At 50.2% G+C, this 20,247-nt stretch carries 18 protein-coding genes; 13 read left to right on the top strand and 5 right to left on the bottom strand.

What is annotated here, in order from left to right; genetic code table 11:
- The 10 genes from BLQ82_RS13685 to BLQ82_RS13645 all read left to right on the top strand — a co-directional run bounded on the left by BLQ82_RS13685 (position 1) and on the right by BLQ82_RS13645 (position 15,748).
- A complete protein-coding gene (locus BLQ82_RS13685) occupies positions 1-891 on the top strand; it encodes a TlyA family RNA methyltransferase (protein ID WP_074648237.1) in 891 nt (296 codons plus the stop codon).
- A 664-nt stretch (positions 892-1,555) separates the two neighbouring features.
- A complete protein-coding gene (locus BLQ82_RS13680; RefSeq protein WP_082722818.1) occupies positions 1,556-2,026 on the top strand; it encodes a hypothetical protein in 471 nt (156 codons plus the stop codon).
- Between the two features lie 32 nt (positions 2,027-2,058).
- Positions 2,059-2,508, top strand: a complete 450-nt coding sequence (gene ahrC / locus BLQ82_RS13675) for a transcriptional regulator AhrC/ArgR (RefSeq protein ID WP_062527725.1) — start codon at positions 2,059-2,061, stop codon at positions 2,506-2,508.
- 44 nt (positions 2,509-2,552) lie between these two features.
- Positions 2,553-4,280 carry a DNA repair protein RecN gene (gene recN / locus BLQ82_RS13670; protein WP_062527727.1) on the top strand — a complete coding sequence of 576 codons (1,728 nt, stop codon included), beginning with the start codon at positions 2,553-2,555 and terminating at the stop codon, positions 4,278-4,280.
- Positions 4,281-4,394: 114 nt separating this feature from the next.
- Entirely contained in the window at positions 4,395-5,528 is a 1,134-nt protein-coding gene (gene spoIVB / locus BLQ82_RS13665; RefSeq protein ID WP_062527729.1) for a SpoIVB peptidase, read from the top strand.
- A gap of 198 nt (positions 5,529-5,726) precedes the next feature.
- Entirely contained in the window at positions 5,727-6,542 is an 816-nt protein-coding gene (gene spo0A, locus BLQ82_RS13660; protein ID WP_062527731.1) for a sporulation transcription factor Spo0A, read from the top strand.
- A 388-nt stretch (positions 6,543-6,930) separates the two neighbouring features.
- Entirely contained in the window at positions 6,931-7,020 is a 90-nt protein-coding gene (locus BLQ82_RS33080) for a putative holin-like toxin (RefSeq protein ID WP_332910058.1), read from the top strand.
- Positions 7,021-7,671: 651 nt separating this feature from the next.
- Positions 7,672-14,103 carry a phosphodiester glycosidase family protein gene (locus BLQ82_RS13655; protein WP_074648235.1) on the top strand — a complete coding sequence of 2,144 codons (6,432 nt, stop codon included), beginning with the start codon at positions 7,672-7,674 and terminating at the stop codon, positions 14,101-14,103.
- Positions 14,104-14,285: 182 nt separating this feature from the next.
- Positions 14,286-14,879 carry a hypothetical protein gene (locus BLQ82_RS13650; protein WP_062527735.1) on the top strand — a complete coding sequence of 198 codons (594 nt, stop codon included), beginning with the start codon at positions 14,286-14,288 and terminating at the stop codon, positions 14,877-14,879.
- Positions 14,880-15,439: 560 nt separating this feature from the next.
- Positions 15,440-15,748 carry a hypothetical protein gene (locus tag BLQ82_RS13645; protein WP_062527737.1) on the top strand — a complete coding sequence of 103 codons (309 nt, stop codon included), beginning with the start codon at positions 15,440-15,442 and terminating at the stop codon, positions 15,746-15,748.
- Between the two features lie 379 nt (positions 15,749-16,127).
- Here the strand turns inward: BLQ82_RS13645 and sda are convergent, their stop codons facing one another.
- From sda to BLQ82_RS13625, 4 genes are all read right to left on the bottom strand, one after another.
- The gene (gene sda, locus BLQ82_RS13640) at positions 16,128-16,307 is read right to left on the bottom strand and encodes a sporulation histidine kinase inhibitor Sda (RefSeq protein WP_062527739.1); all 180 of its coding nucleotides are present in this window, start codon (positions 16,305-16,307) and stop codon (positions 16,128-16,130) included.
- Positions 16,308-16,528: 221 nt separating this feature from the next.
- Complete coding sequence (locus BLQ82_RS13635) at positions 16,529-16,864, bottom strand: LytTR family DNA-binding domain-containing protein (RefSeq protein WP_062527741.1); 336 nt, start codon at positions 16,862-16,864, stop codon at positions 16,529-16,531.
- Positions 16,865-16,998: 134 nt separating this feature from the next.
- On the bottom strand, positions 16,999-17,523 hold the full coding sequence (locus tag BLQ82_RS13630; protein WP_074648233.1) for an accessory gene regulator ArgB-like protein: 525 nt from the start codon (positions 17,521-17,523) through the stop codon (positions 16,999-17,001).
- The gene (locus tag BLQ82_RS13625) at positions 17,504-18,169 is read right to left on the bottom strand and encodes a hypothetical protein (protein ID WP_062527744.1); all 666 of its coding nucleotides are present in this window, start codon (positions 18,167-18,169) and stop codon (positions 17,504-17,506) included. The genes BLQ82_RS13630 and BLQ82_RS13625 overlap by 20 nt, the downstream gene beginning before the upstream one ends.
- Positions 18,170-18,302: 133 nt before the next feature.
- On the opposite strand from BLQ82_RS13625, the gene BLQ82_RS13620 reads away from it, so the two are divergent.
- Positions 18,303-18,821, top strand: a complete 519-nt coding sequence (locus tag BLQ82_RS13620) for a DinB family protein (protein WP_062527746.1) — start codon at positions 18,303-18,305, stop codon at positions 18,819-18,821.
- A gap of 46 nt (positions 18,822-18,867) precedes the next feature.
- Positions 18,868-19,122 carry a putative signal transducing protein gene (locus tag BLQ82_RS13615; RefSeq protein ID WP_062527748.1) on the top strand — a complete coding sequence of 85 codons (255 nt, stop codon included), beginning with the start codon at positions 18,868-18,870 and terminating at the stop codon, positions 19,120-19,122.
- Positions 19,123-19,267: 145 nt separating this feature from the next.
- Here the strand turns inward: BLQ82_RS13615 and BLQ82_RS13610 are convergent, their stop codons facing one another.
- Positions 19,268-19,837: a thymidine kinase gene (locus tag BLQ82_RS13610; protein WP_020426438.1), complete on the bottom strand. Its 570-nt coding sequence runs from the start codon at positions 19,835-19,837 to the stop codon at positions 19,268-19,270.
- A 185-nt stretch (positions 19,838-20,022) separates the two neighbouring features.
- On the opposite strand from BLQ82_RS13610, the gene BLQ82_RS13605 reads away from it, so the two are divergent.
- On the top strand, positions 20,023-20,229 hold the full coding sequence (locus BLQ82_RS13605; protein WP_062527751.1) for a hypothetical protein: 207 nt from the start codon (positions 20,023-20,025) through the stop codon (positions 20,227-20,229).
- Positions 20,230-20,247: the final 18 nt, after the last annotated feature.

Here is a 20,247-nt window from a genome sequence, read left to right as displayed (position 1 = left end):
ATGGAACACCCAAAGGAACGGATCGATGTGCTGTTAGTGGAACAAGGTTTTTTTGCGAGCCGCGAGAAGGCCAAGGCCGCCATTATGGCCGGGCTGGTGCTTGCGGATGAGGAACGGATTGAGAAGGCAGGCATGAAGGTGCCTCGCAGCGCCATCCTGAGGGTAAAAGGAGCTGTGCATCCTTACGTCAGCCGGGGCGGCCTGAAGCTGGAGAAGGCGCTGCGGCAGTTCGGCATTGACCTGAACGGGCGCGTGATGCTGGATATCGGCTCTTCTACAGGAGGCTTCACCGATTGCGCCCTCCAGAACGGAGCAAGCCATGTCTATGCGATTGATGTCGGCTATAACCAGCTGGATTGGAGACTGCGCAATGATGAACGGGTAAGCGTGATGGAGCAGACGAATTTCCGTTACATGACCCCGCCGGATTTGCAAGGGCCGGTTCCCGATTTTGCCAGCATTGATGTATCCTTTATTTCATTAAAAATTATTTTGCCGCCGCTCATCGCACTGCTTGAACGCCCCGCCGATATCGCTGCACTGATCAAGCCGCAGTTCGAAGCCGGACGGGAAAAAGTAGGAAAGTCCGGTGTAGTCCGTGAGCCTGCTGTCCACAAAGAGGTGCTGGTGGGTGTGCTTGGCATGGCTTCCGGGCTGGGCTACCGGCTGGAAGGCTTAACCTTTTCCCCGATTACCGGGGGTGAAGGCAACATCGAGTTTTTGGCGCACTGGAAGCTGCTTCCTGAAGCTGCGGAGACCGGTGCTTCCCAGCCAGAGCCACCTTTAGGAGAGCCTGGTTCCGAATATTTTGCGGCGCTCGCCGATACCGTGATCAAGGAAGCGGCAGCAACCTTTAAAGTCAGTACCCCTGGAAACTCATCGAAGCGATGAGTTTCTTTTTGACTGTATCGGAACTTATACAATACAAAAAATACTGTTTGTTTGGCCCGTATCTCGAAACTATACAGTTGAGGGATCAGCCGGTCTGGAGATCCTTATTTTAACGAGCGCCTGCTTACCAGGCTCCTTTGTAAGCGTTAGTTGGAAAAAGGGAGCTTATTTTTCCGGAAATTCAACAATAATGGGATTTAACTGGAAAAAGGAAACTTCATTGGGCTATTTTCCTCTTTCATTGGCGAAAAGAGCTGAAATTAGTGTTCTTTTTTCCACTTCGTCTGCGGAGAACAGTGGATTCAAGCAACTGAGTTACCCTTTTTCCACTTGGAGTTGCCGTAGGATATGGGGAGTCATTGCTAGGATAAGCTGAACTTAAGAATTGTGCAGGATGACCGGGAATCCTTGTGAGCCAAGGCTTTCAACATAACATCAAGTTTGATTCTTAAGACGGCTGCACTGTCCAGCGAAGAACGGCGCGGCGGTTTGTTTCGGTTATCATGTATGGCTTGCGTGCTTTTTTGCAAATTCACAAGGAATAAGTTAGTCTATCCTTAACTTCCCCCAGAAGTCATCTGTAACTGTCAGGTTCGTCCGGATTTCAGCAGCAAAAGCAGGATTTCACGGGGCCGCGCGCGAATTATTCACCGAGGTGATGAAATTGGCGGACTCTGATAAGGCCGTTATGGCGTTGATTGGACTGGCAGTCGCAATATTTGTCATTTACCGGATTTACATATGGCTGCAAAGCTCCCCGCGTTCGTTCATCAAGGACAAGCTGCCGCTCAATACAGTCATTGTGCCTCACCCTGCCATCGATGTGCTGGAAGACGCAGGCTATGAGGTGATCGGCGGCAAGCTGAAGATCCCGTTGTCTTTTACAGTCGATGGGGCTTCCATGTACAGCAGGCTCTTCATCGATTATGTGGCGAGCAAGGAAGAGGATTCGTTCTATTTGGTGATACTCTCCCGCCCGCGCCGAACGCTGGAATTCACCGGAAGCAGCCTCCGGGATTCACTTCTGCCCTATTTGCTGATCTATCCGGAATGCAGCGGAGTGCTGTATGTCAACACCGTCACGTCTGCCATTCATGAGATCCGGCTGGGCAAGGACGACGGGGAATCTACTTAAGAAGTATACTTATATAAATTTGGGAGGCAACAATGAAAGGTCACAGGCACATTAAGATACGTGAAATCATTACACAGCAGGAAATTGAGACACAGGATGATCTGGTCGAGGCGCTGCGCGAGGCTGGTTTTCAGGTCACCCAGGCCACCGTGTCACGGGATATTAAGGAACTTTTACTAATTAAGGTCCCTATGGACGACGGCAGATATAAATATTCCCTTCCGACAGATCAGCGTTACAATCCGACCCAGAAGCTGAAGCGTGTGCTGGTGGACAATTTTGTGCATATTGATTCCTCCGCCAACCTTGTCGTAATGAAGTGTCTGCCGGGGACAGCTAACTCTGTAGCTGCTCTGATCGACAATATTGATTGGCCGCAGATTATGGGCACCCTTTCCGGTGATGATACAATCCTGATTATCTGCCGGCAGCCGGAAGACAGCCATGACGTTATTTCGCAAATAATGGGATATATATCCTAGAGCATAGATTCCTAAGCAATCATCTTTTCGGGGGTGCTGTATCCGTGTTAGAAACGTTATCGATCCGCAATCTTGCCGTGGTTGAAGCGGTGGATGTGCATTTTTATCCAGGTTTTCATGTGCTGACAGGGGAAACCGGTGCAGGCAAATCGATTATTATAGATGCTCTTGGGCTGGTTGTCGGAGGCCGGGGTTCAGCAGATTCCATCCGTTACGGTACGGACAAAGCCGAGATGGAAGCGCTGTTCAGCCTGCCGGTTGCGCATCCCGTATGGGAGACGCTGGAGCGTCTGGGTATTACGGCGCAGCCGGAGGAGCATCTGATTATCCGACGTGAGATCACCTCCCAGGGCAAAAGCACGTCGCGCGTTAACGGGCAAATGGTCAATCTCAGCATGCTGCGGGAAATCGGTGAGCAGCTGGTCAATATTCATGGCCAGCATGAGCATCAGAATCTGCTGAAGGCTGAGCGCCATCTGGGCTTGCTGGATACCTACGGCGAAGCGGTGATTGGACCGCTCAAGGCCGATTATCAAGAGAAATATACCGCCTTTGCCAAGGTGGAAAAAGAACTCCGCGAACTGCAGGAAACCAGCCAGAAGGCTTATCAAATGCTGGATTTATACCGCTTTCAGCTGGAGGAAATTTCTTCCGCAGGACTACAACCGGGCGAAGATGAATTACTTACCGAAGAAAGGGTCAAACTATCCCACAGCGAGAAAATGATGGATTCCGTATCCGGCGCATATGAGCTGCTGTATGACAGACAGGGGCTGGAATCCATCGGCAATGTGATTTCCCGGCTGGAGGATGCGGTGCGATATGACGAAAAAGGTCTGAAAGGCGTGCTCGACCAGCTTCAGTCCTCGTATTACCAGCTGGAGGATGCCGCATTCCAGCTTCGCGATTACCGCGAGGAGATTGAATTCAACCCGGCCAGGCTGGAGGATATTGAGAACCGTCTGGACCTGATCTCCGGGCTTCGGCGCAAATATGGCGACAGTGTAGAGCAGATTCTTGCTTATTATGAACAAATCAGCCATGAGACGGACCTGCTGGAGAATAAGGATGAATACATCGAGAAGCTGACGGTGAAACGTGATGGTCTGCTGAGCATTCTTATGGAAGCGGCAGAAGCGCTGAGCCAGGCCCGTCGGCAGTGTGCGGCTGATCTGGCCACTCAGGTAGAGGGTGAGCTGAAGGACCTGCAGATGGAACGGACCTCGCTTCAGGTCAAAATGGACCTTCTGGAGGACCCGCGCGGCGTTGAATACCAGGACCGCCGTTACAGGCTGACCCGGCAGGGCATCGACAGTGCGGAGTTCATGATCTCCCCCAATCCCGGTGAGCCGCTGCGTCCGCTCGGCAAAATCGCCTCCGGCGGCGAGCTGTCACGGATTATGCTGGCGATGAAGAGCATTTTTGCCCGCCATGACGCGATTCCTGTTCTGATCTTCGATGAGGTGGATACCGGCGTCAGCGGACGGGCCGCCCAGTCCATTGCAGACAAGCTGTACAAGCTCTCGTCCACCTGTCAGGTGTTCTCCATTACCCATCTGCCGCAGGTGGCCTGCATGGCCGACCACCAGTACCTTATCCGCAAAAAAGTTGAAGACGGGCGAACGATGACCGAAGTGGAGTCACTGACAGCCGAAGGCCGGGTTATGGAGCTGGCCCGGATGCTGGGCGGTGTGGAAATCACCGAAAAAACCCTGCACCACGCACAGGAAATGCTCGGTCTGGCCGAGGCCAGCAAGGCGGCTGCAGGGTAAGCGGAACAATGATTAACAGTAATAAAAGCCTGGGGGCAAGGTTATCTTATAGGTACGCAATTGGCGACCACCTTTTTCGTCAAGCGAAAGAAGCAAAAGGGAGCGTGACAGCCATTGAAGCCGAACCTCAGGAAGTTAATGCCCGGCCTTTTATTCGCCTTTTTTCTCAGCTTATCAGGCATAACGGGACCTTCTCAGAGCTATGCCTCGCCTCAAGACAACCCGCCTGACCAGGCCGTTCAGGGAGAAAACCGGGATCTCAAGGTAATACCGGGGGGCCAGACGATTGGTGTGAAAGTGAAGTCCGCAGGCGTGCTTGTTGTTGGCCATCATCTGATTGAAGTATCGCAGCAGTCCAAGCTTTCACCCGGAGAGAACAGCGGTCTCCTGCCCGGGGATTTGATGATCTCCATCGATGGAGTGAAGCTGGACGAGGTATCCAAGGTGGCGAAGCTGGTGGAGCGTGCAGGCAGAGCCCGCGAACCGCTGACCATTGTGTTCAAACGCGGCGGCAAAGAGCGCACAGCCAAGCTGACTCCGGCCTACGACCGCAAGGACAAAGTATGGCGGCTGGGGCTGTATATCCGCGATTCTGCGGCAGGTGTAGGCACCTTAACCTTTTATGCACCGGAGCAGGGAGTATATGGCGCGCTTGGTCATGTGATTACAGACATGAATACCGGCACACCCATCGTTGTCGGCAGTGGACACATCGTGCAATCCAGCGTAACCTCCATATCCAAAAGCCAGGATGGCGATCCCGGCGAGAAGCGGGCAACCTTTTATAAAGAGAGCCAGGTTCTGGGGAATGTGGAAAGCAACACGGATTTCGGGATCTTCGGCAAAATGACCCGCAACCCGGAGCACAGCCTGTACCAGGAGCCGATTCCGGTTGCCATGAGCGATGAAGTGAAGGAAGGGCCGGCGCAAATACTGACGGTTGTGGATGGGCAGCGGGTAGAACGTTTCAATGTAGACATTATTCATGTAGCGCATCAGGATACTCCGGCAACCAAAGGGATGGTGCTGCGAATTACGGACCCCCGTCTGATCGATAAGACCGGCGGCATTGTCCAAGGCATGAGCGGCAGTCCGATTGTGCAGAATGGCCGTTTGATCGGTGCGGTAACCCATGTATTCGTCAATGATCCGAAGTCCGGGTATGGCTGTTTTATCGAATGGATGCTTAAGGATTCCGGTGTGGTACAGCTAGAGAATACCCTTCCCTATAATCTTAAGGCGGTTTAGCCTTAAGATTTTTTGTCGAAGCGTAACGAGAAACATCGAACCTTGAAATAAAATATTTAATTATAATCCAACACCGAAAAAAAATAAAGAAAAATAATTTTCGACAGAAGGATATTGAACCGTCATGTCGAAACTGTAAAGGAGCGAAGATAAATGATTATTTTCGAAAAGCAGATATAAATAAGGAGGAAGCAGCCAGTGCAGAATATTGAAGTGTTGTTGGCCGATGACAACAGGGAGTTTACGAATTTGCTTGCCGAGTACATTACGGAACAAGAAGATATGACAGTAACGGGCATCGCCTACAATGGGGAAGAAGTGCTTCAAATGCTGAGCGAAGCCCGCAAAATTCCCGATGTCCTTATTCTTGATATCATTATGCCGCACCTGGACGGTTTGGGTGTCCTGGAGCGCCTCCGCGATATGGATCTGAAGCCTGAACCCAAGATCATCATGCTGACCGCGTTTGGTCAGGAGAACATCACTCAGCGTGCTGTGCAGCTTGGCGCCTCTTATTATATTTTAAAGCCATTCGATATGGAGGTTCTTGCCAACCGCGTGCGTCAGCTTGTCGGAACACAGGGCAGCATGAGCACTTCATCGAGCATGTCCAATTACTCGGGTTCCAGATCAAACAATGTGGTGCCGCTGTCCAAGGGCAAGAACCTCGATGCCAACATCACCTCGATCATTCATGAAATCGGCGTACCTGCACATATCAAGGGTTATCAGTATCTGCGTGAAGCCATTACCATGGTGTACAACAATATCGAGATCCTGGGCGCCATCACCAAAACCCTGTACCCGGCCATCGCCGAGAAATTCAAGACAACACCATCACGTGTAGAGCGGGCTATCCGCCACGCGATCGAAGTCGCCTGGACCCGTGGCAATATCGACAGCATCTCCCACCTGTTCGGCTATACCATTAATATCTCCAAATCTAAGCCGACTAACTCGGAATTTATTGCCATGGTAGCCGACAAGCTGCGGATTGAGCATAAGGTGTCTTGAAGGGGTAAGGATCAGGATACGTGAAGGGATTTCAACGATTGGATATAGTTTACAGTCAGAACGATTAAGCGTACAAATATCGGAAACTGACGATTTTATACCGATAAACCTCTGTTAGTTATACCAACCACTCCGCTTATTTATTGGGTTCTCAGAATCCAATGAAGGGCGGTTTTTTTATTGACGGATTTAGAATTTCAAATTGTTAATCCCGCATCGTTTTCACATCGGATTCACATCAATTTCGCCTCAAACACATGCTGGAGAGAAGAGTGCTAAAAATTGAACTATATGGATAATATATCCATGATACTTGCCATCGTGATATAATGACTGAAGCAATAGAAGGCTTGCAAGGGCGGTCGGCTAGTCTCCCGGAAGGGAGGTGATGCTCATGGAGGTTTATCAAGCATTGTCACTGATGTTCATGTTTGGCATGTTCATTATTGCTCTGCTGAACTACCTCAAAAAGAAATAGACCGCCCTCTCCCTTTTACTGCTCTTAACTAACTAACTAACTGTCATAAATCATGCCTTTGTGGGCGAATGGTATGTTATTCTAATTATTTTTATAGAGATTGATTTGAAAAATCCAAGTGCAGTCAACGTTAGTGGAAAAAGTATCACTAATTTAACTCAGTCGGCTTATGGATTATCCTATGTGGGAAAAAGTACCACTAATTCGGCTGAAAGCGGCCATATGGGTTGAATATCCCTGAATTAGGTGTACAAAATCCCCCTAAAACCTCCTGCAGCCAGGAATTTGGCTAATTAGGTTTACTTTTTCCACTTAGCATTATAGTGTAGATATCAAAGGAGTCGTACATACGAGACGACTCCAGCAATAGCCGCTTTTTGGGCGGTAAGGTGCGACAGAATAAGTAGACCATTTACCTTTGCCGAGGGTGGTCTATTTTTTTGTGTTATTACGGGCAACATGGACAGTATCCGCCAGAACCCTGAAGATACGTATCCGGCTGGATACTGTTGTAAATCTGCTGCAAAACCATTGTTTAACAATAAACCTTATAAGAATTTATCATCCCATTACGCTCGGCAGATATGATGTACCCTATTGCATTGTCTATATTCATACAAAAAACGACAATCTTAGGGAGGATTCTGCAAAGTGAAAGGCTATTTTCGACAGATTTCTGCGGCAATCATTGTTCTGTTATTTCTTTCATTATTTCAGCCTGTGCTTCCGGCAGGAGCGGCGTTTGCCGGTCAGACGGTGCCGGAATACGGCAAGGTCATTGATGCGCGCAAGACAGAGCTTGCGCCGGGGGCCGTGTACACATGGATGGATTTACAGAATGAACGGGGGCCGCAAAAGATACATACCGTGGAATTTAATCCGGCGAATGCCAATTTGAAGCTGCGGGCTGGAACGAAGGGCGGCAAGGTGTACGGTATGAAAGCCGTGACCGAGATGGCGGCTGATGCCGATGCGCCCGGAAACCGCGTTATTGCCGGCATCAACGGCGATTTCTATGAAATCTCCGGCTTCGCCACCGGTGTGCCGAACGGGTTGTTTATGGACAACGGCGTTATTTTGAACAGCGGCTCGACCTATTCATTTGGTGTAAAGGCGGACGGCAGCACCATCTACGGCACGCCGAAGCTGACCAAAACCGTGACGATCGGCGGTAAAACCAGCAATTTGACCAGCATCAACCGCTACCGGAATACGGATCAGCTTGTGCTGTACACGGAGGACTACAATACCAGCACGAAATCGGCCAACGATGGCGACGAGATAGTATTGGATGTCATTTCCGGTGAAGTGAAGAGCGGGCAGACGCTGAAGCTCAAGGTGTCAGAAATTCGCAGCAGCCAGGGCGACACGCCGCTGGCTCCCGGCAAGGTGGTGCTGTCTGCAAACGGTGCATCGCGGCCGCTTCTGGCAGGGCTTGCGCCCGGAGATGAGGTTACGGCGTCTTTTGCACTGGACGGTGAATGGAGCGAGGCTTCCCTCGTTATCGGCGGCATGGGGCCGCTGGTGAAGGACGGTGTGGTGCAGACTGGCGTCGGGCCGGAGGGGGTTCATCCCCGCACAGCCATCGGAACGAAGGCGGACGGGAGCATCGTGCTATTCGAAATCGACGGCAGAGCGCCGGGCTTCAGTGAAGGTGTCGAGACGGAAGAATTGGCCGCAATCCTCAAAGATCTGGGCGTAGTCAACGCTATGAACCTGGATGGCGGCGGTTCCTCTACTTTCGTGGCCAGAATGCCTGGAACGAACGGTGTGAAAATGCTGAACCAAGGCTCCGACGGATATGAGCGCAAGACCGGCAACGGCCTGCTGCTGGTCAATGCGGCGCCTGAGCTGAACACGGCGTCCAAACTGGCTGTTCAGCCGAATGCAGAGCGGATTTTGCAGGGCTCAAGCTTCACCTTTACGGCGGCGGGAATGGATGCTAATGGGCACCCGGCTCCGATTCCGGGAACGCTGAATTGGCAGGTTGATCCGAGCCTCGGGAGCATTGACGAAAAAGGGGTCTTTACTGCCGCTTCAGCTGCAGCCTCCGGCAAGATCAGCGCAGCAGCCGGGGCTGTCCAAGGCAGCGGAGATATTGAAGTGGTAGGCGAGCTGACCGAGCTCAAATTCCCTGACCTCATCAAAACCTACACCTCCGGCGCGACAGCGAAGCTGACGGTGAAGGCACTGCGGAACGGGAAGGTCATCCAGGCGGATAACCGCAGCTTTCAATGGAGTGTGGAAGGCAATATCGGAACGGTGGATGAGAACGGAGTATTCAAGGCAACCAGTGAGAATGGACAAAACGGCAAAATTATCGTCCAATACGGAACCATTACGGCTTCCTTCGAAGTAAATGTCGGCCTGCCTCCGGTTGTGCTGGAGGATTTTGAAGCGGGAATCAGCAAATATGCTGCCTCCAGCGCAAAAGCCAACAGCGTGGCTATCTCGGAAGTAACGGATCAGGATTATATCCGGAGCGGCGATAAAGCGCTGAAGCTGGAATATGATTTTATCAACACTACAGGTACTTCGGGAGCATACGCCGGGGCAAGCTCGGTTGCGGACCGCATTCAAGTTCCCGGCTATCCGGAGAAAATCGGCATGTGGATTTACGGGGACGGGCAAAAGCACTGGCTCCGCGGACAGCTGCGTGATGCTGACAACAAAGCATTCGCAGTCGATTTTACCGATCAGGTGCAAGGGGTGGACTGGAAGGGTTGGAAATACGTTGAAGCCTCTGTTCCGAAAGGAAAAATGACACCGCTGACCATGGACCTGCCTGTCCGCTATATGGAGACAAGCAACCTGAATAAAACCGCCGGCGCCATTTATGTGGATGACATCCGTGCGGTATATGGCCCTTTAAATGAAGATATGGCTCCTCCTGTAATTAAAAATGAGTACCCTGCGGCAGGGGAGATCGTGAAAACAGCAGCGCCGACCCTGTCCATGAACGGTGAGGATGAAGGCTATGATCCGGTTGTTCATCCCGGCACCACGCTGATTGATCCGGGTAAAACCCGGCTGTACGTGGACGATCAGCTAGTCGAGCATGGATTCTACCCGCCCAAAGGGCAAATTACGTACAAGCCGAAGACGGCTCTTGCGGAAGGACGGCACAAGGTAAAGCTGGCTATCCGCGATATGAGCGGCAACCAGACGATTAAGGAATGGTATTTCATGGTGAACCTGGGTTCGCCGTATTATGTGTACAAGGCCCCGGACGTTTTGTATGCAGGCGGAACCTATACACTGGACATAAAGGCCGAGAATGCGGATAAGCTGAAGGAGGGGCATATTGAGTTTGCTTTTAACCCTGCGGCTGTAACGAATTTGCAGGTCATCCGGGGCGGCAAGCTGTCAGAGGAGCAGATTGAGCCGGTCATTGATGCGGAGCGGGGCACGGTGCGCCTGAACCTGAGCCGCATGAACGAGGCCAGGCTGGACGCTTCCGACCTGATCGGACAGATCAGGTATACGGTAAGGGGTGACTATGCCGGCCCATACACGCTGGAGCAGACGGCGAATGATGTTTCAAAGCCGCTGGTTATTGAAAATACGTCCGGCTCCGTCATCTCGACGGAAGGCAGCGGCCAGCCGATCAGCTTTATCGGGGCACCTGTTGCCGCATCTGTCAAAACCAATTTGAAGCTGAACTGGAACCATTATAATATCGCAAAGGGATATGAAGCGGCTTTTGCTGTAACCGAAGCAGCGTCCGGCGCTACCGTCCAGGGAGCCGGTCTGCTGATTAACGGAACCGCCGCAGAGGCTGTTTCGGATGGCAGCGGCAAGCTGATTACAGGAGCGGCAACCGGGACGGAAGGAACCTTTAGGGTGCAGGCGGTAAAAGGGGATCTTTACAGTCCTGTAATGACCTTTAAGGTAGCTCCATATGACGGAACTGCTGCACCGCGCAACGTGAATGTTACGATGGGCGCGGACACTGCGACTTCCCGCCAATTCACCTGGCAGACCGAGCCGAATACCACGGACAGCGTGGTTGAACTGATCAAGCAGGCGGAGTTCACAGGTTTTGAAGAGGGTAAGGGACTGCGGATTGAGGGCACCAGCTACATTTACAACACCAACAATGACGGGACTATGCGCGTCCATAAGGCAGAGGCCACTGGCCTTACGCCAGGAACGGAGTATGTATACCGTGTTGGGGACGGAAAAGGCAATGTAAGCAGCCAAGGCACCTTTACAACGGACGGCGGCGGGCGTGAGTCCACCAAGTTCCTGTTCATCGGCGACTCCCAGGCGGATTCCAAAGCTGGCTTTGGGCTGTGGGGCACCACCCTCCAGAAAGCGTTCGAATATATGCCGGATGCCGAGATGCTCGTCCATGCCGGTGATATGGTGGACAAAGGCTTCGAGCAGGAGCAGTGGAACTGGTGGTTTGAAGCCGTGCAGCCGCAACTGCTGAACACGACGCTGGTGCCCATTATCGGGAACCATGAAGTGATGGGCACGAACGGCGACGGCGACTACCTGGCCCAGTTCAACAATCCGCAGAATGGGGCGGACAGTGTCAAGGGAAGCAATTATTCCTTTGATCTCAAAGATACGCATTTTGTCGTGATGAATACCGAGCACGGAACAGCCGAAATGGCCGAGCAGGCGGAGTGGCTGGACCGCGATTTGACGGCCAGCGGCAAGAAGTGGACCGTGGTCTTTTTCCACCAGGGGCCGTATGGCAGCATCTATTCCAATGAACGCGTGCAGGCAACCTGGGTGCCTGTGCTAGACAAGCATAAGGTCGACCTTGTGATGAACGGGCATGACCATATTTATTTGCGGACATTCCCGATGAAAGGCGGGAAGCAAGTGTCCGAAGGCCAGGGAACCCGTTACGTCATCGGCGGCTCTTCCGGGCCGAAGTTCTATGCATTGACAGAACGTTTCTGGCAGGAAAAAATCTATGATGAAGACGAGCAGATTTTTACCGCAGTTGAGATTAAGGACAGTGAGCTGACTGTTGTCGCCAGAACAGTGGCCGGATTCGAAGTCGACCGTCTGGTCATTGCCAAAGCGCCTCCGGAATCCGTGACACTGGATCGCACGGCGGTGGATATGGAGCCTGGGCAAAGTGTACAGCTTCAGGCCACGGTGCACCCCGATAACGCCAGTTCCAAGAAGGTGAACTGGACCGTTGTTTCAGCAGCTCCGCAAAATTCCGTAACGGTTGACACGTATGGGCTGGTCACTGCGGTGCAGGCGGGAACAGCCAAAGTAAGAGCAACGGTGGACGGATATCCGGCGATTTATGCGGAAAGTACAATCACGGTAGATCAATTGCAGTCCCTCGCTTTGCAGGGCAAGGGCGTGCTTCAGGCGGGCCAAAGCGACTTCACTGTGACAGAAGCGGTGTATGCTTCGGGTAAACGGTCATTCATTACGGAAGGTCTGCGATATTCCAGTCTGAATCCGGCCGTTGCGTCCATCGACGATCAAGGGACGGTGCAGGCGTTAAGCAAAGGCTCAACGGTTATATCGGTAACCTACCGCGAATTGACCGCGCATTATGACCTGACAGTAACGCAGGGCGGCGAAGCCGTCATGACAGGCATTGCTATCAAGGGGCCGGATACACTTCGGCCGGGAAGCAGCGGAACGGCTGTTGTCCATGCCGTCTACAGTGACGGCAGCACGACGGAATTGACTGAAGGCGTTGTTTATAGCACTTCAGATGAGTCGGTGGCCGCAATTGACGAGAGCGGTGAAATTCACGCTATGAGCGAAGGAACGGCAACGATTCGCGCAGAGTACGGCGCTATGGGCGCGGAGTATGTGCTGACGGTAGCAGCAGGCGAGCCGGGGCCTACTACGGAGCCGACGCCACAGCCGACACCGAGTCCAGTTCCGACACCGGAGCCAACCTCCCCGCCATCGGGAGGTCAGCCTGTAGGGACGGCAGCTCCGACGGCGCAAGCTACGCCAGCGGCAACGCCTGCGGCATCGGCGGCGCCGGGAGTCGTAAGCCTGACGGCGGCCCAGTTAACCGGGGCCCTGAATGCAGGTAGCGGGATTGCCATTACCGTTGATAGGGAGCTGGCCGAGCTCCAGCTTCCAGGGAATGCGGCGGAGCTGCTGGGGCAGGCATCGTTGACCGTAAACGCCGCTAATGTGAGCATCACCATTCCGTCTGCGGTATTGGCGGAACTACGCGGCAAAGCCGGTGCCGAGGTTCTTGCGGGCAGCAAGATTTCACTAAAAGCGACAGCAGTCTCAGCAGCTGCCGCCAGCGGCCTGCTGGCCCGTGCCGGGAGCCTGGCCGGTGCCGAGCTTCAAGCTGTTGGCGTTGTGCGGGAATGGTCGCTCAGCATCGTAACAGAACAAGGCCGGACGTTCGGACTGGGGCAATTCTCACAGCCGGTCACGATTGCTTACGAAGTGAATGCTAATGTCGACAGAAGCCTGCTGGGTCTGTATTATCTCAGCGATGAAGGCAGGCTGGAATATGCCGGCGGGCAATGGATGGACGGCAAATGGGCTGCCGCCGTCAGCCATTTCAGCAAATATGCCGTATTGCAATATGACAAGACCTTTGCCGACCTTCCGGCAGGCCATTGGGCAGTAAGCGCCGTGAAGCAGTTGGCCGCGAAACAACTGGTGCAGGGAACTTCGGCCGGGCGGTACGAGCCCAGCCGGGCCATTACCCGCGCCGAGTTCACCACGATGCTGGTCCGGGCGCTGGGACTGAGCGGCCAGGCTTCCTCCGCATTCGCGGATGTCCGCACCGGCAAGTGGTATGCCGGCCCGGTCGGCCTGGCTGTCCAGGCAGGGATTGTTACCGGCCAGTCGGCGGCGAAGTTCGCGCCGGATGAAGCCATCTCGCGTCAGGAGATGGCGGCGATGCTGGTGCGCGCCTATGGCTACGCGGCGCGCAGCGGGGCTGTGGCAGGTGTTCAGTCTGCCGCCTTCACCGACATCAGTCAAGCGCCGCAGTGGGCCCGCCAAGCCATTGGCGAAGCGAGCGCGCTAGGACTTATGCAAGGTCGCGGACAAGAGCAGGGCACCCGCGCCGAAAGCGCGCAGATGCTGCTGAACCTTATGGACAAATTGCAGAAATGAATCTCCTGCTCTACCGTATAAGCTTGTAACGCAAGCAGACCGCCGGTTTCATAGTCCGGCGGTCTGCTTTTTGTGATAGCAGAAGTGTGGGGAACTTGGAGCTACCCCAATATCAACCAACATCCATTATATGTTAATATCAAAAAGGGATATTAATAATTGATTGTATGAGGAGGTTAATTATGAAGCGGATGCCATTTGAACGCCCAACCGGGCACTACGATGAAAGAATTATCGATATTGATGAAGAAATTTGTTCATTGATCAAGCAGAGGAAGGAAATTTCGGATCATAATCCGGGGTTCCCGCCTTTTGAGTATATTTCCCAATGGTCGGCAGCCTTCGGTCTCTATGAGGATTTGTTAAAAGCGTTATTTGGAACTATGTTCAACGAAGAATATTTTAGACCTATGGTTGAACCCTATGGATTCAGAAAACATGTTGCCGTCCTAAAGTCAGTTGAAAAAGGTGAGCGTTTCTATACGTTGACTTCAATGCGGCAATACACCAATGCAAGTGTACTAATACTTAATATAGATTGGGACATCGAGCCGGAGATTCGGTCCAATGCTCATGAACATATTCATTTCGAGCTATATATTGACGAACAATATGACTGCCGACTGATTAGTGGTGGAAGCAGGTCTGATCATGCATCTTATAAATATGTAGTCTCCCCACCATTACCGGATGATATCTCAGGAATTCAATTTAGGTTTAGACGATATAGCCACCCATTTGAGAAGATGGAGACAGGTGATGAAATTGTTTTTTGAGGTCACCGCAAATACATCCAACCCTTGAGGACGGGCGCAGGTATCCTTCAGTTCCTACACTACATCGCCAATCCTGCTAAACGAAGTTCCTTCAGCTTCACCTCACCTTCCAAAGGCATCGTTTTTGTTGCGTACACCAAACTATTTCCGGTATTAATTGTTATATTGAAACACAACTTGTTATGTTGTGTTATGATATAACAGGACTGTATTTACGGGACGGCGTTCAACAAGCTGAAGATGTTCCGGGCAATGGAAGGTAAAGAAACCTCCCAGGTTCCCTTGATTCGAACGAGGTAATCGTTTATGAAATGGATTATGGGGCAGGAATGGTAATAGAAAAAATTGAGAAATATAACCTTAGCGATGTACTGAACGATAAATTTGAAGGCAGTCCGGATTCCCTCCGCAAAAGTGTTACAGGTTAAGGGAGCATTTAAATAACACCAGCTTTATCCGTTTTCATCAATGAATAATGTTGCCCTTTCTTGCAGCCATCTATTCATCTTGAACCATAAACCACCTACAAAAATGGTATGACAGAAAAGGGGAAAACTACAATGAGAGTTAACATTAAATTTACTGCCAAAGGCAAAGCCGCAATTGAGAATTTCAACAACGAAGAACTGCTGGAGATCTTCGCCAGATACATCAAAACATTGACCAAGAAATACGACATTGAAGTGGATGTTCCTCTTGAAGTGAACCAGAATATCGTGAATGACGGAATGGTTGTGGCGATGGCGCAGAACGTGAAATGTGATGCGGATACTTTTTTTAAGGAGCTGGGCCGGGATATCAAGGTTCCCCTCAAAAAAAGACTGGGCGGCAAGCTGGAGAATGTCTTCAAGACGGAGTTCATTGAGTAGTCCTTCATTGTCTTGTTTCCGGTGAAGAGGGAGAAAAGGATGCGTACATTCAACGACTAACTGGCTGTATCAAGACCCGTTTCCGATGTGTCCGCTAATCCTGGTCGCTCTACGATTTGACTGGGAAAAGCATTCTGACTAACCAGCCGGCACCACCAGCTTCCGGGCATGAGGCGCATTTCATCGGGTTCGATACGGTCACGCGGGAGGCAGCGTTTGTAATCTTGTCCTCCAGCAACCAAATTTCCGTAATCACTCTTCCAGTGAAATAAGCAGCGGGCAACACTCTAAATGAACCATAATAAAGAAGCCGGCCTCACATAGGTGGAGGTGGCCTCTTTATTATGGTATATGTTGAATGGCTGAAATAATAACGAGATCAATCCTCAGAATGGTTAGGACTGCTTATGTTTCTCTCGGTCAGAACGGTTTGAATAATCTCAATGAAATCGGCTGAAGCTTTAGCCTCCACCGCCAAATCGTAGATGTTCAACAATTGTTCGTCAGACAATAGTTCTAAGGATGAGGGGCGCGGAGAAGGATGAAAGTAATAATCCATTAGATTCCTCCATCGGTTATTTAGTAGGTAGTATTATACTACAAGTCTACCCAAATGGTACCATTTGGAAGGTAACCCGTCTCCTGTCATTCGCCGGGTGAAATATTCTTTACAAGAAAGGCAAGATATGGGATAATCTTTGTTTAATATATAATGGATTAAATAAAAACAACCACCCGTTAGCCGTAAGGCATGGGGATGGTTGTTTTTTTGATTAAAAGTTAGGATTCGGAAGTGCCTTTTCTTGAAGCTAAATATCTTCTGAGCCTGGTTTCATTAGGTTCTGATACTGTAGCGAATTGTTCTCCCTCATGGAACGTAACAATTTTACGTTCGGAATCATAACTTTCAACTTGGTTGAGGCTGACTACATTGCTGCGGTCCAGGCGTTCGAAGTTTTTGCACTTATAAGCAGCAAAGAGATCGGAGAGCGTGGTAGGGAGAACAAACTCGCCATCTTTGGTATGGACGAATATTGTATTCTTATAACTGGAGAAATACAATATATCTTCTTCCCCAATATCCCGGGAGGAACCGTCGTTTAGTAAGACTCGCATGTTCTCCCCATCCTTTAATTACTTACGTAATTCTTTTGGTGCTTCTGGGCTGTGAAGCCAGGGTTTCAGCATTGTTGCAAACAGACGAGCGGATGAAGTCAAAGTCTTTGAGGTGATACGGGCAATGTTCTTTTTCATAAGAAGTTCCTCCCTTGCTTGGAAATTACTGTTAAGGATTGGGCTGAAAAAGCTAATCCAAGGACAGGCGAGTGAATAAAAAAATTAAGAGCTACTAAGGTTACAGAAATGGCTTTCATCCAAGGATACCAGCGTATGGAGATTTGTGCATTGACATCTGGATTAGGTGCGAACAACAACATTATAACTATGCATAATCCATTAATGATCAGAAGATGATCTTTAATCAAAAAGGATAGATGCGGAATGGATGAGCATAACAGAATGGAAAAGATATTGCAGGCTGTAGCAGTTTTTAGGTGTTTGCCACCAGAGAAAAATCTTAGAATTGCGAAGCTGAATAATGAGACAGCAGTATCTGCCAAACTCCCGGTCAACCAGCCAATTAAAAATGAAGTTGAGATAATCAACAGACTGTTAAGTATAATGTTCAGTGCATATTGCATAATCTCAATTGAGCTTGTCTCTTGAGGGTTGGATTGCTTAATCCTAGATGCGAGCTTATAGCTTAATATATTCATGTCCGCTTCTGTCCTTTGTATAGGCTAAATATATGTAACATAACAACAGCAGGGCGTATATGAGAGGTAAAGCAAAATAGTATTTGGAATTAAAGAAATGCATAATGGAGATTACTATACCAGCAGTAGGCAGATTAAGAATAAAGAGGATTTTCTCACGTTTTGTTGTCTTTATAAACCCGCTGGGTTTGTCTGGAACAAAATCGAAGCCTTTACGCTTGTGTCCAATATAGTAACCGATTCCCATGGCTGAGACAAACGATAAGATTTGTAACAATTTTGCATCAATGTCTATTCCGTAGGGACTATAAATAGAGAACAACCCAGTCCTATGAAGAATAACTACGTACATTAATTGAATGAATGTGTAAGCTTGGTAAGTCATTCCTGTAAGAATAGCTGCGTAGAAAAAGTGAATTCGGAAAAGCATCCAAAAGAAACAGAAAATTAAGAGATACTGAACGATAATGTCTATATCCACCAGATGATATTCCACACGTATGACATATGAGAAAAAGCCCATAATACAACCTGCAAACATCATCTCTTTGTGGTAAAAATCAATCTTGAACACCTTAAAAGCCAAATAAAACATGGCATAGGTCTCCAGTACCGAAAACACCATAAACAGCACAAATTCCAGCATGCTTACACTCCCGATGCTCAGGATCACCAAACTTGTATTCTTGCAAATATTATACATAATGTACTAAAATACAACAACAGCATTTTACACTATTCGGCATTTTTTTGAAAAAATACTTGAGAGGGGCAGTCTTATGAACCAGCGTCCACAACCAGGAGAGTACAGTGAATTTCCGGCCCGTTACATTTCTTTGGTCCCCCCTGAAGGGGAGCTTGCGGCAGTGCTTAAGGAGCAATCCAGTCTGATGTATGATCTGTTGGACGGGCTGAGCGAGGAGCAGGGCAATTACCGCTATGCAGAAGGCAAATGGAGCATCAAGCAGTTGCTTGGACACCTGACCGATAATGACCGTATTATGTCCTACCGATTGCTTGCTATTGCCAGAGGGGAGAAAGCTCCGCTGCCCGGATATGAGGAGAATGACTATGCGGAGGCAGGAAAGTTCGAGCGGTTCTCGCTCAGTGAAATGGTGCAGCATTATAAGCTGGTACGACAATCTACAATTGCACTGCTGGAGAGTCTGCCCGAAGAGGCTTGGACCCGGATGGGCACAGCCAGCGATAATCCGATTTCCGTCAGAGCCATAGCCTGTGTAATTATTGGGCATGAGCTGCATCATCTGGGTGTCTTGAAGGAGCGGTATTTGAAGTAGCTTATTGCCATAATTATTGTAACTTTAGATAGAGGGGGGACTGCTGGTGGGCTTATTAAAGGGCATACTGCATTTCTTCATTCCTAGAGAACGCACACTGGTGTACACGACATTTGATCAGACCCAGTATTTTCGAATAAAAGGCCGCCTGAGCGCCGCAGGGATTCCCCATCGTTCCAGAATCAACGGGGGTATGAAAGCCCTGGGCCAGCGTGCCCAATATGGCGGAAAAGCTTCTGTTCAGCATGATCTCTACGTGCGCAAGGAAGATGAGCACCGTGCAGCGCAGGTGATTCATTAGAGGAACACGTTTCTTTTTACAGAAAGAAGCACACATTAACGCGCAATCTACGATTCCGCAATGTGTGCTTTTTTTGTGACCGAATTCGTTGTTACCGTACAGGAGCAGTGGGATTGCTTCAGCCGGGTAATGCGGTTCTTCTCTTTTAAAGCGGCGGATTTTTGTGGCATTTGCGGCATACCGGGTAGTAGGCTTCATTGCCGCCAATCTGGATTTGCTTGCCGCTGTAGACGGGCTTGCCGTTCTCGACGCGGAGCGCCATGGTGGCTTTCCGTTCGCAGAACCAGCAGATTGTCTTCATTTCTTCAATTTTATCTGCGTAGATCAGCATATATTTGCTGCCTTCGAACAGGTTGTTCTGGAAATCATTTTTGAGCCCGAAGGCCATAACCGGAATGTTCAGCTCGTCGACGATCCGCACCAGCTGGAGGATGCAGTCTTTGCTTAAAAATTGGCATTCATCAATCAGCACACAGTGGGGCTTCGGCAGGTTGCTGCTGACAATGCTGTATATATCCGTATTCTCGTCAATAGGGATGGCCTGCTTCCGCAGCCCGATACGGGAGGAGATGTATCCCACTTCGTCCCGGTTATCAATGGATGGGGTGAAAATGAGCACGGACTTGCCCTGCTCCTCGTAATTATGCGCAACCTTGAGTATCTCAATGGATTTGCCGCTGTTCATTGCCCCGTACTTGAAAAACAACTGTGCCACGTCCATCTATCCTTTCGTTAGTCAGCCTGATGAGTTCTTATCCGGAAAATGCGACTTTATTAGAGTAGCATAATCTCACTAAAAGTAGCCAGTGAAAACATTTCGGGTAAGGGATAAAGAATGTTATAATTAACGCGGTTATGTGTATTTATACAGGAGAACGTTTACAGAAAGAAGGCTTACAGTTGACGGACAAGATGGAAGGTTACCAAGAAAAAATAGCGGCACTGCAGGAAAAGGGGCAGCTGACTGCGGAAATACACAGTCTGCTGATGGAAATGCTGGACGAAATGGCGGAAATGAACCGCAGCAACAAGGCGCTGCGCAGGGTGATTTTGAAGGGACAATCCTCTTCCATGTCCACACGCTTGCGGGATGCGCTCTACGAATAGACAAATGGGGTAACGCTG

Source organism: Paenibacillus jilunlii (assembly GCF_900102965.1).
Taxonomy (GTDB): Bacteria; Bacillota; Bacilli; order Paenibacillales; family Paenibacillaceae; genus Paenibacillus_AQ; species Paenibacillus_AQ jilunlii.
The sequence above is the reverse complement of the archived record's forward strand: the minus strand, read 5'-3'. Positions and strand labels throughout refer to the sequence as shown.

Coding starts and splice junctions, on each gene's coding strand:
- sda (WP_062527739.1), bottom strand. CDS start 16,307: ATGGATTATTACTTTCATCCTTCTCCGCGCCCCTCATCCTTAGAACTA.
- BLQ82_RS13645 (WP_062527737.1), top strand. CDS start 15,440: ATGAGAGTTAACATTAAATTTACTGCCAAAGGCAAAGCCGCAATTGAG.
- BLQ82_RS33080 (WP_332910058.1), top strand. CDS start 6,931: ATGCTCATGGAGGTTTATCAAGCATTGTCACTGATGTTCATGTTTGGC.
- BLQ82_RS13650 (WP_062527735.1), top strand. CDS start 14,286: ATGAAGCGGATGCCATTTGAACGCCCAACCGGGCACTACGATGAAAGA.
- BLQ82_RS13630 (WP_074648233.1), bottom strand. CDS start 17,523: ATGAATATATTAAGCTATAAGCTCGCATCTAGGATTAAGCAATCCAAC.
- ahrC (WP_062527725.1), top strand. CDS start 2,059: ATGAAAGGTCACAGGCACATTAAGATACGTGAAATCATTACACAGCAG.
- BLQ82_RS13625 (WP_062527744.1), bottom strand. CDS start 18,169: ATGCTGGAATTTGTGCTGTTTATGGTGTTTTCGGTACTGGAGACCTAT.
- BLQ82_RS13620 (WP_062527746.1), top strand. CDS start 18,303: ATGAACCAGCGTCCACAACCAGGAGAGTACAGTGAATTTCCGGCCCGT.
- BLQ82_RS13635 (WP_062527741.1), bottom strand. CDS start 16,864: ATGCGAGTCTTACTAAACGACGGTTCCTCCCGGGATATTGGGGAAGAA.
- BLQ82_RS13685 (WP_074648237.1), top strand. CDS start 1: ATGGAACACCCAAAGGAACGGATCGATGTGCTGTTAGTGGAACAAGGT.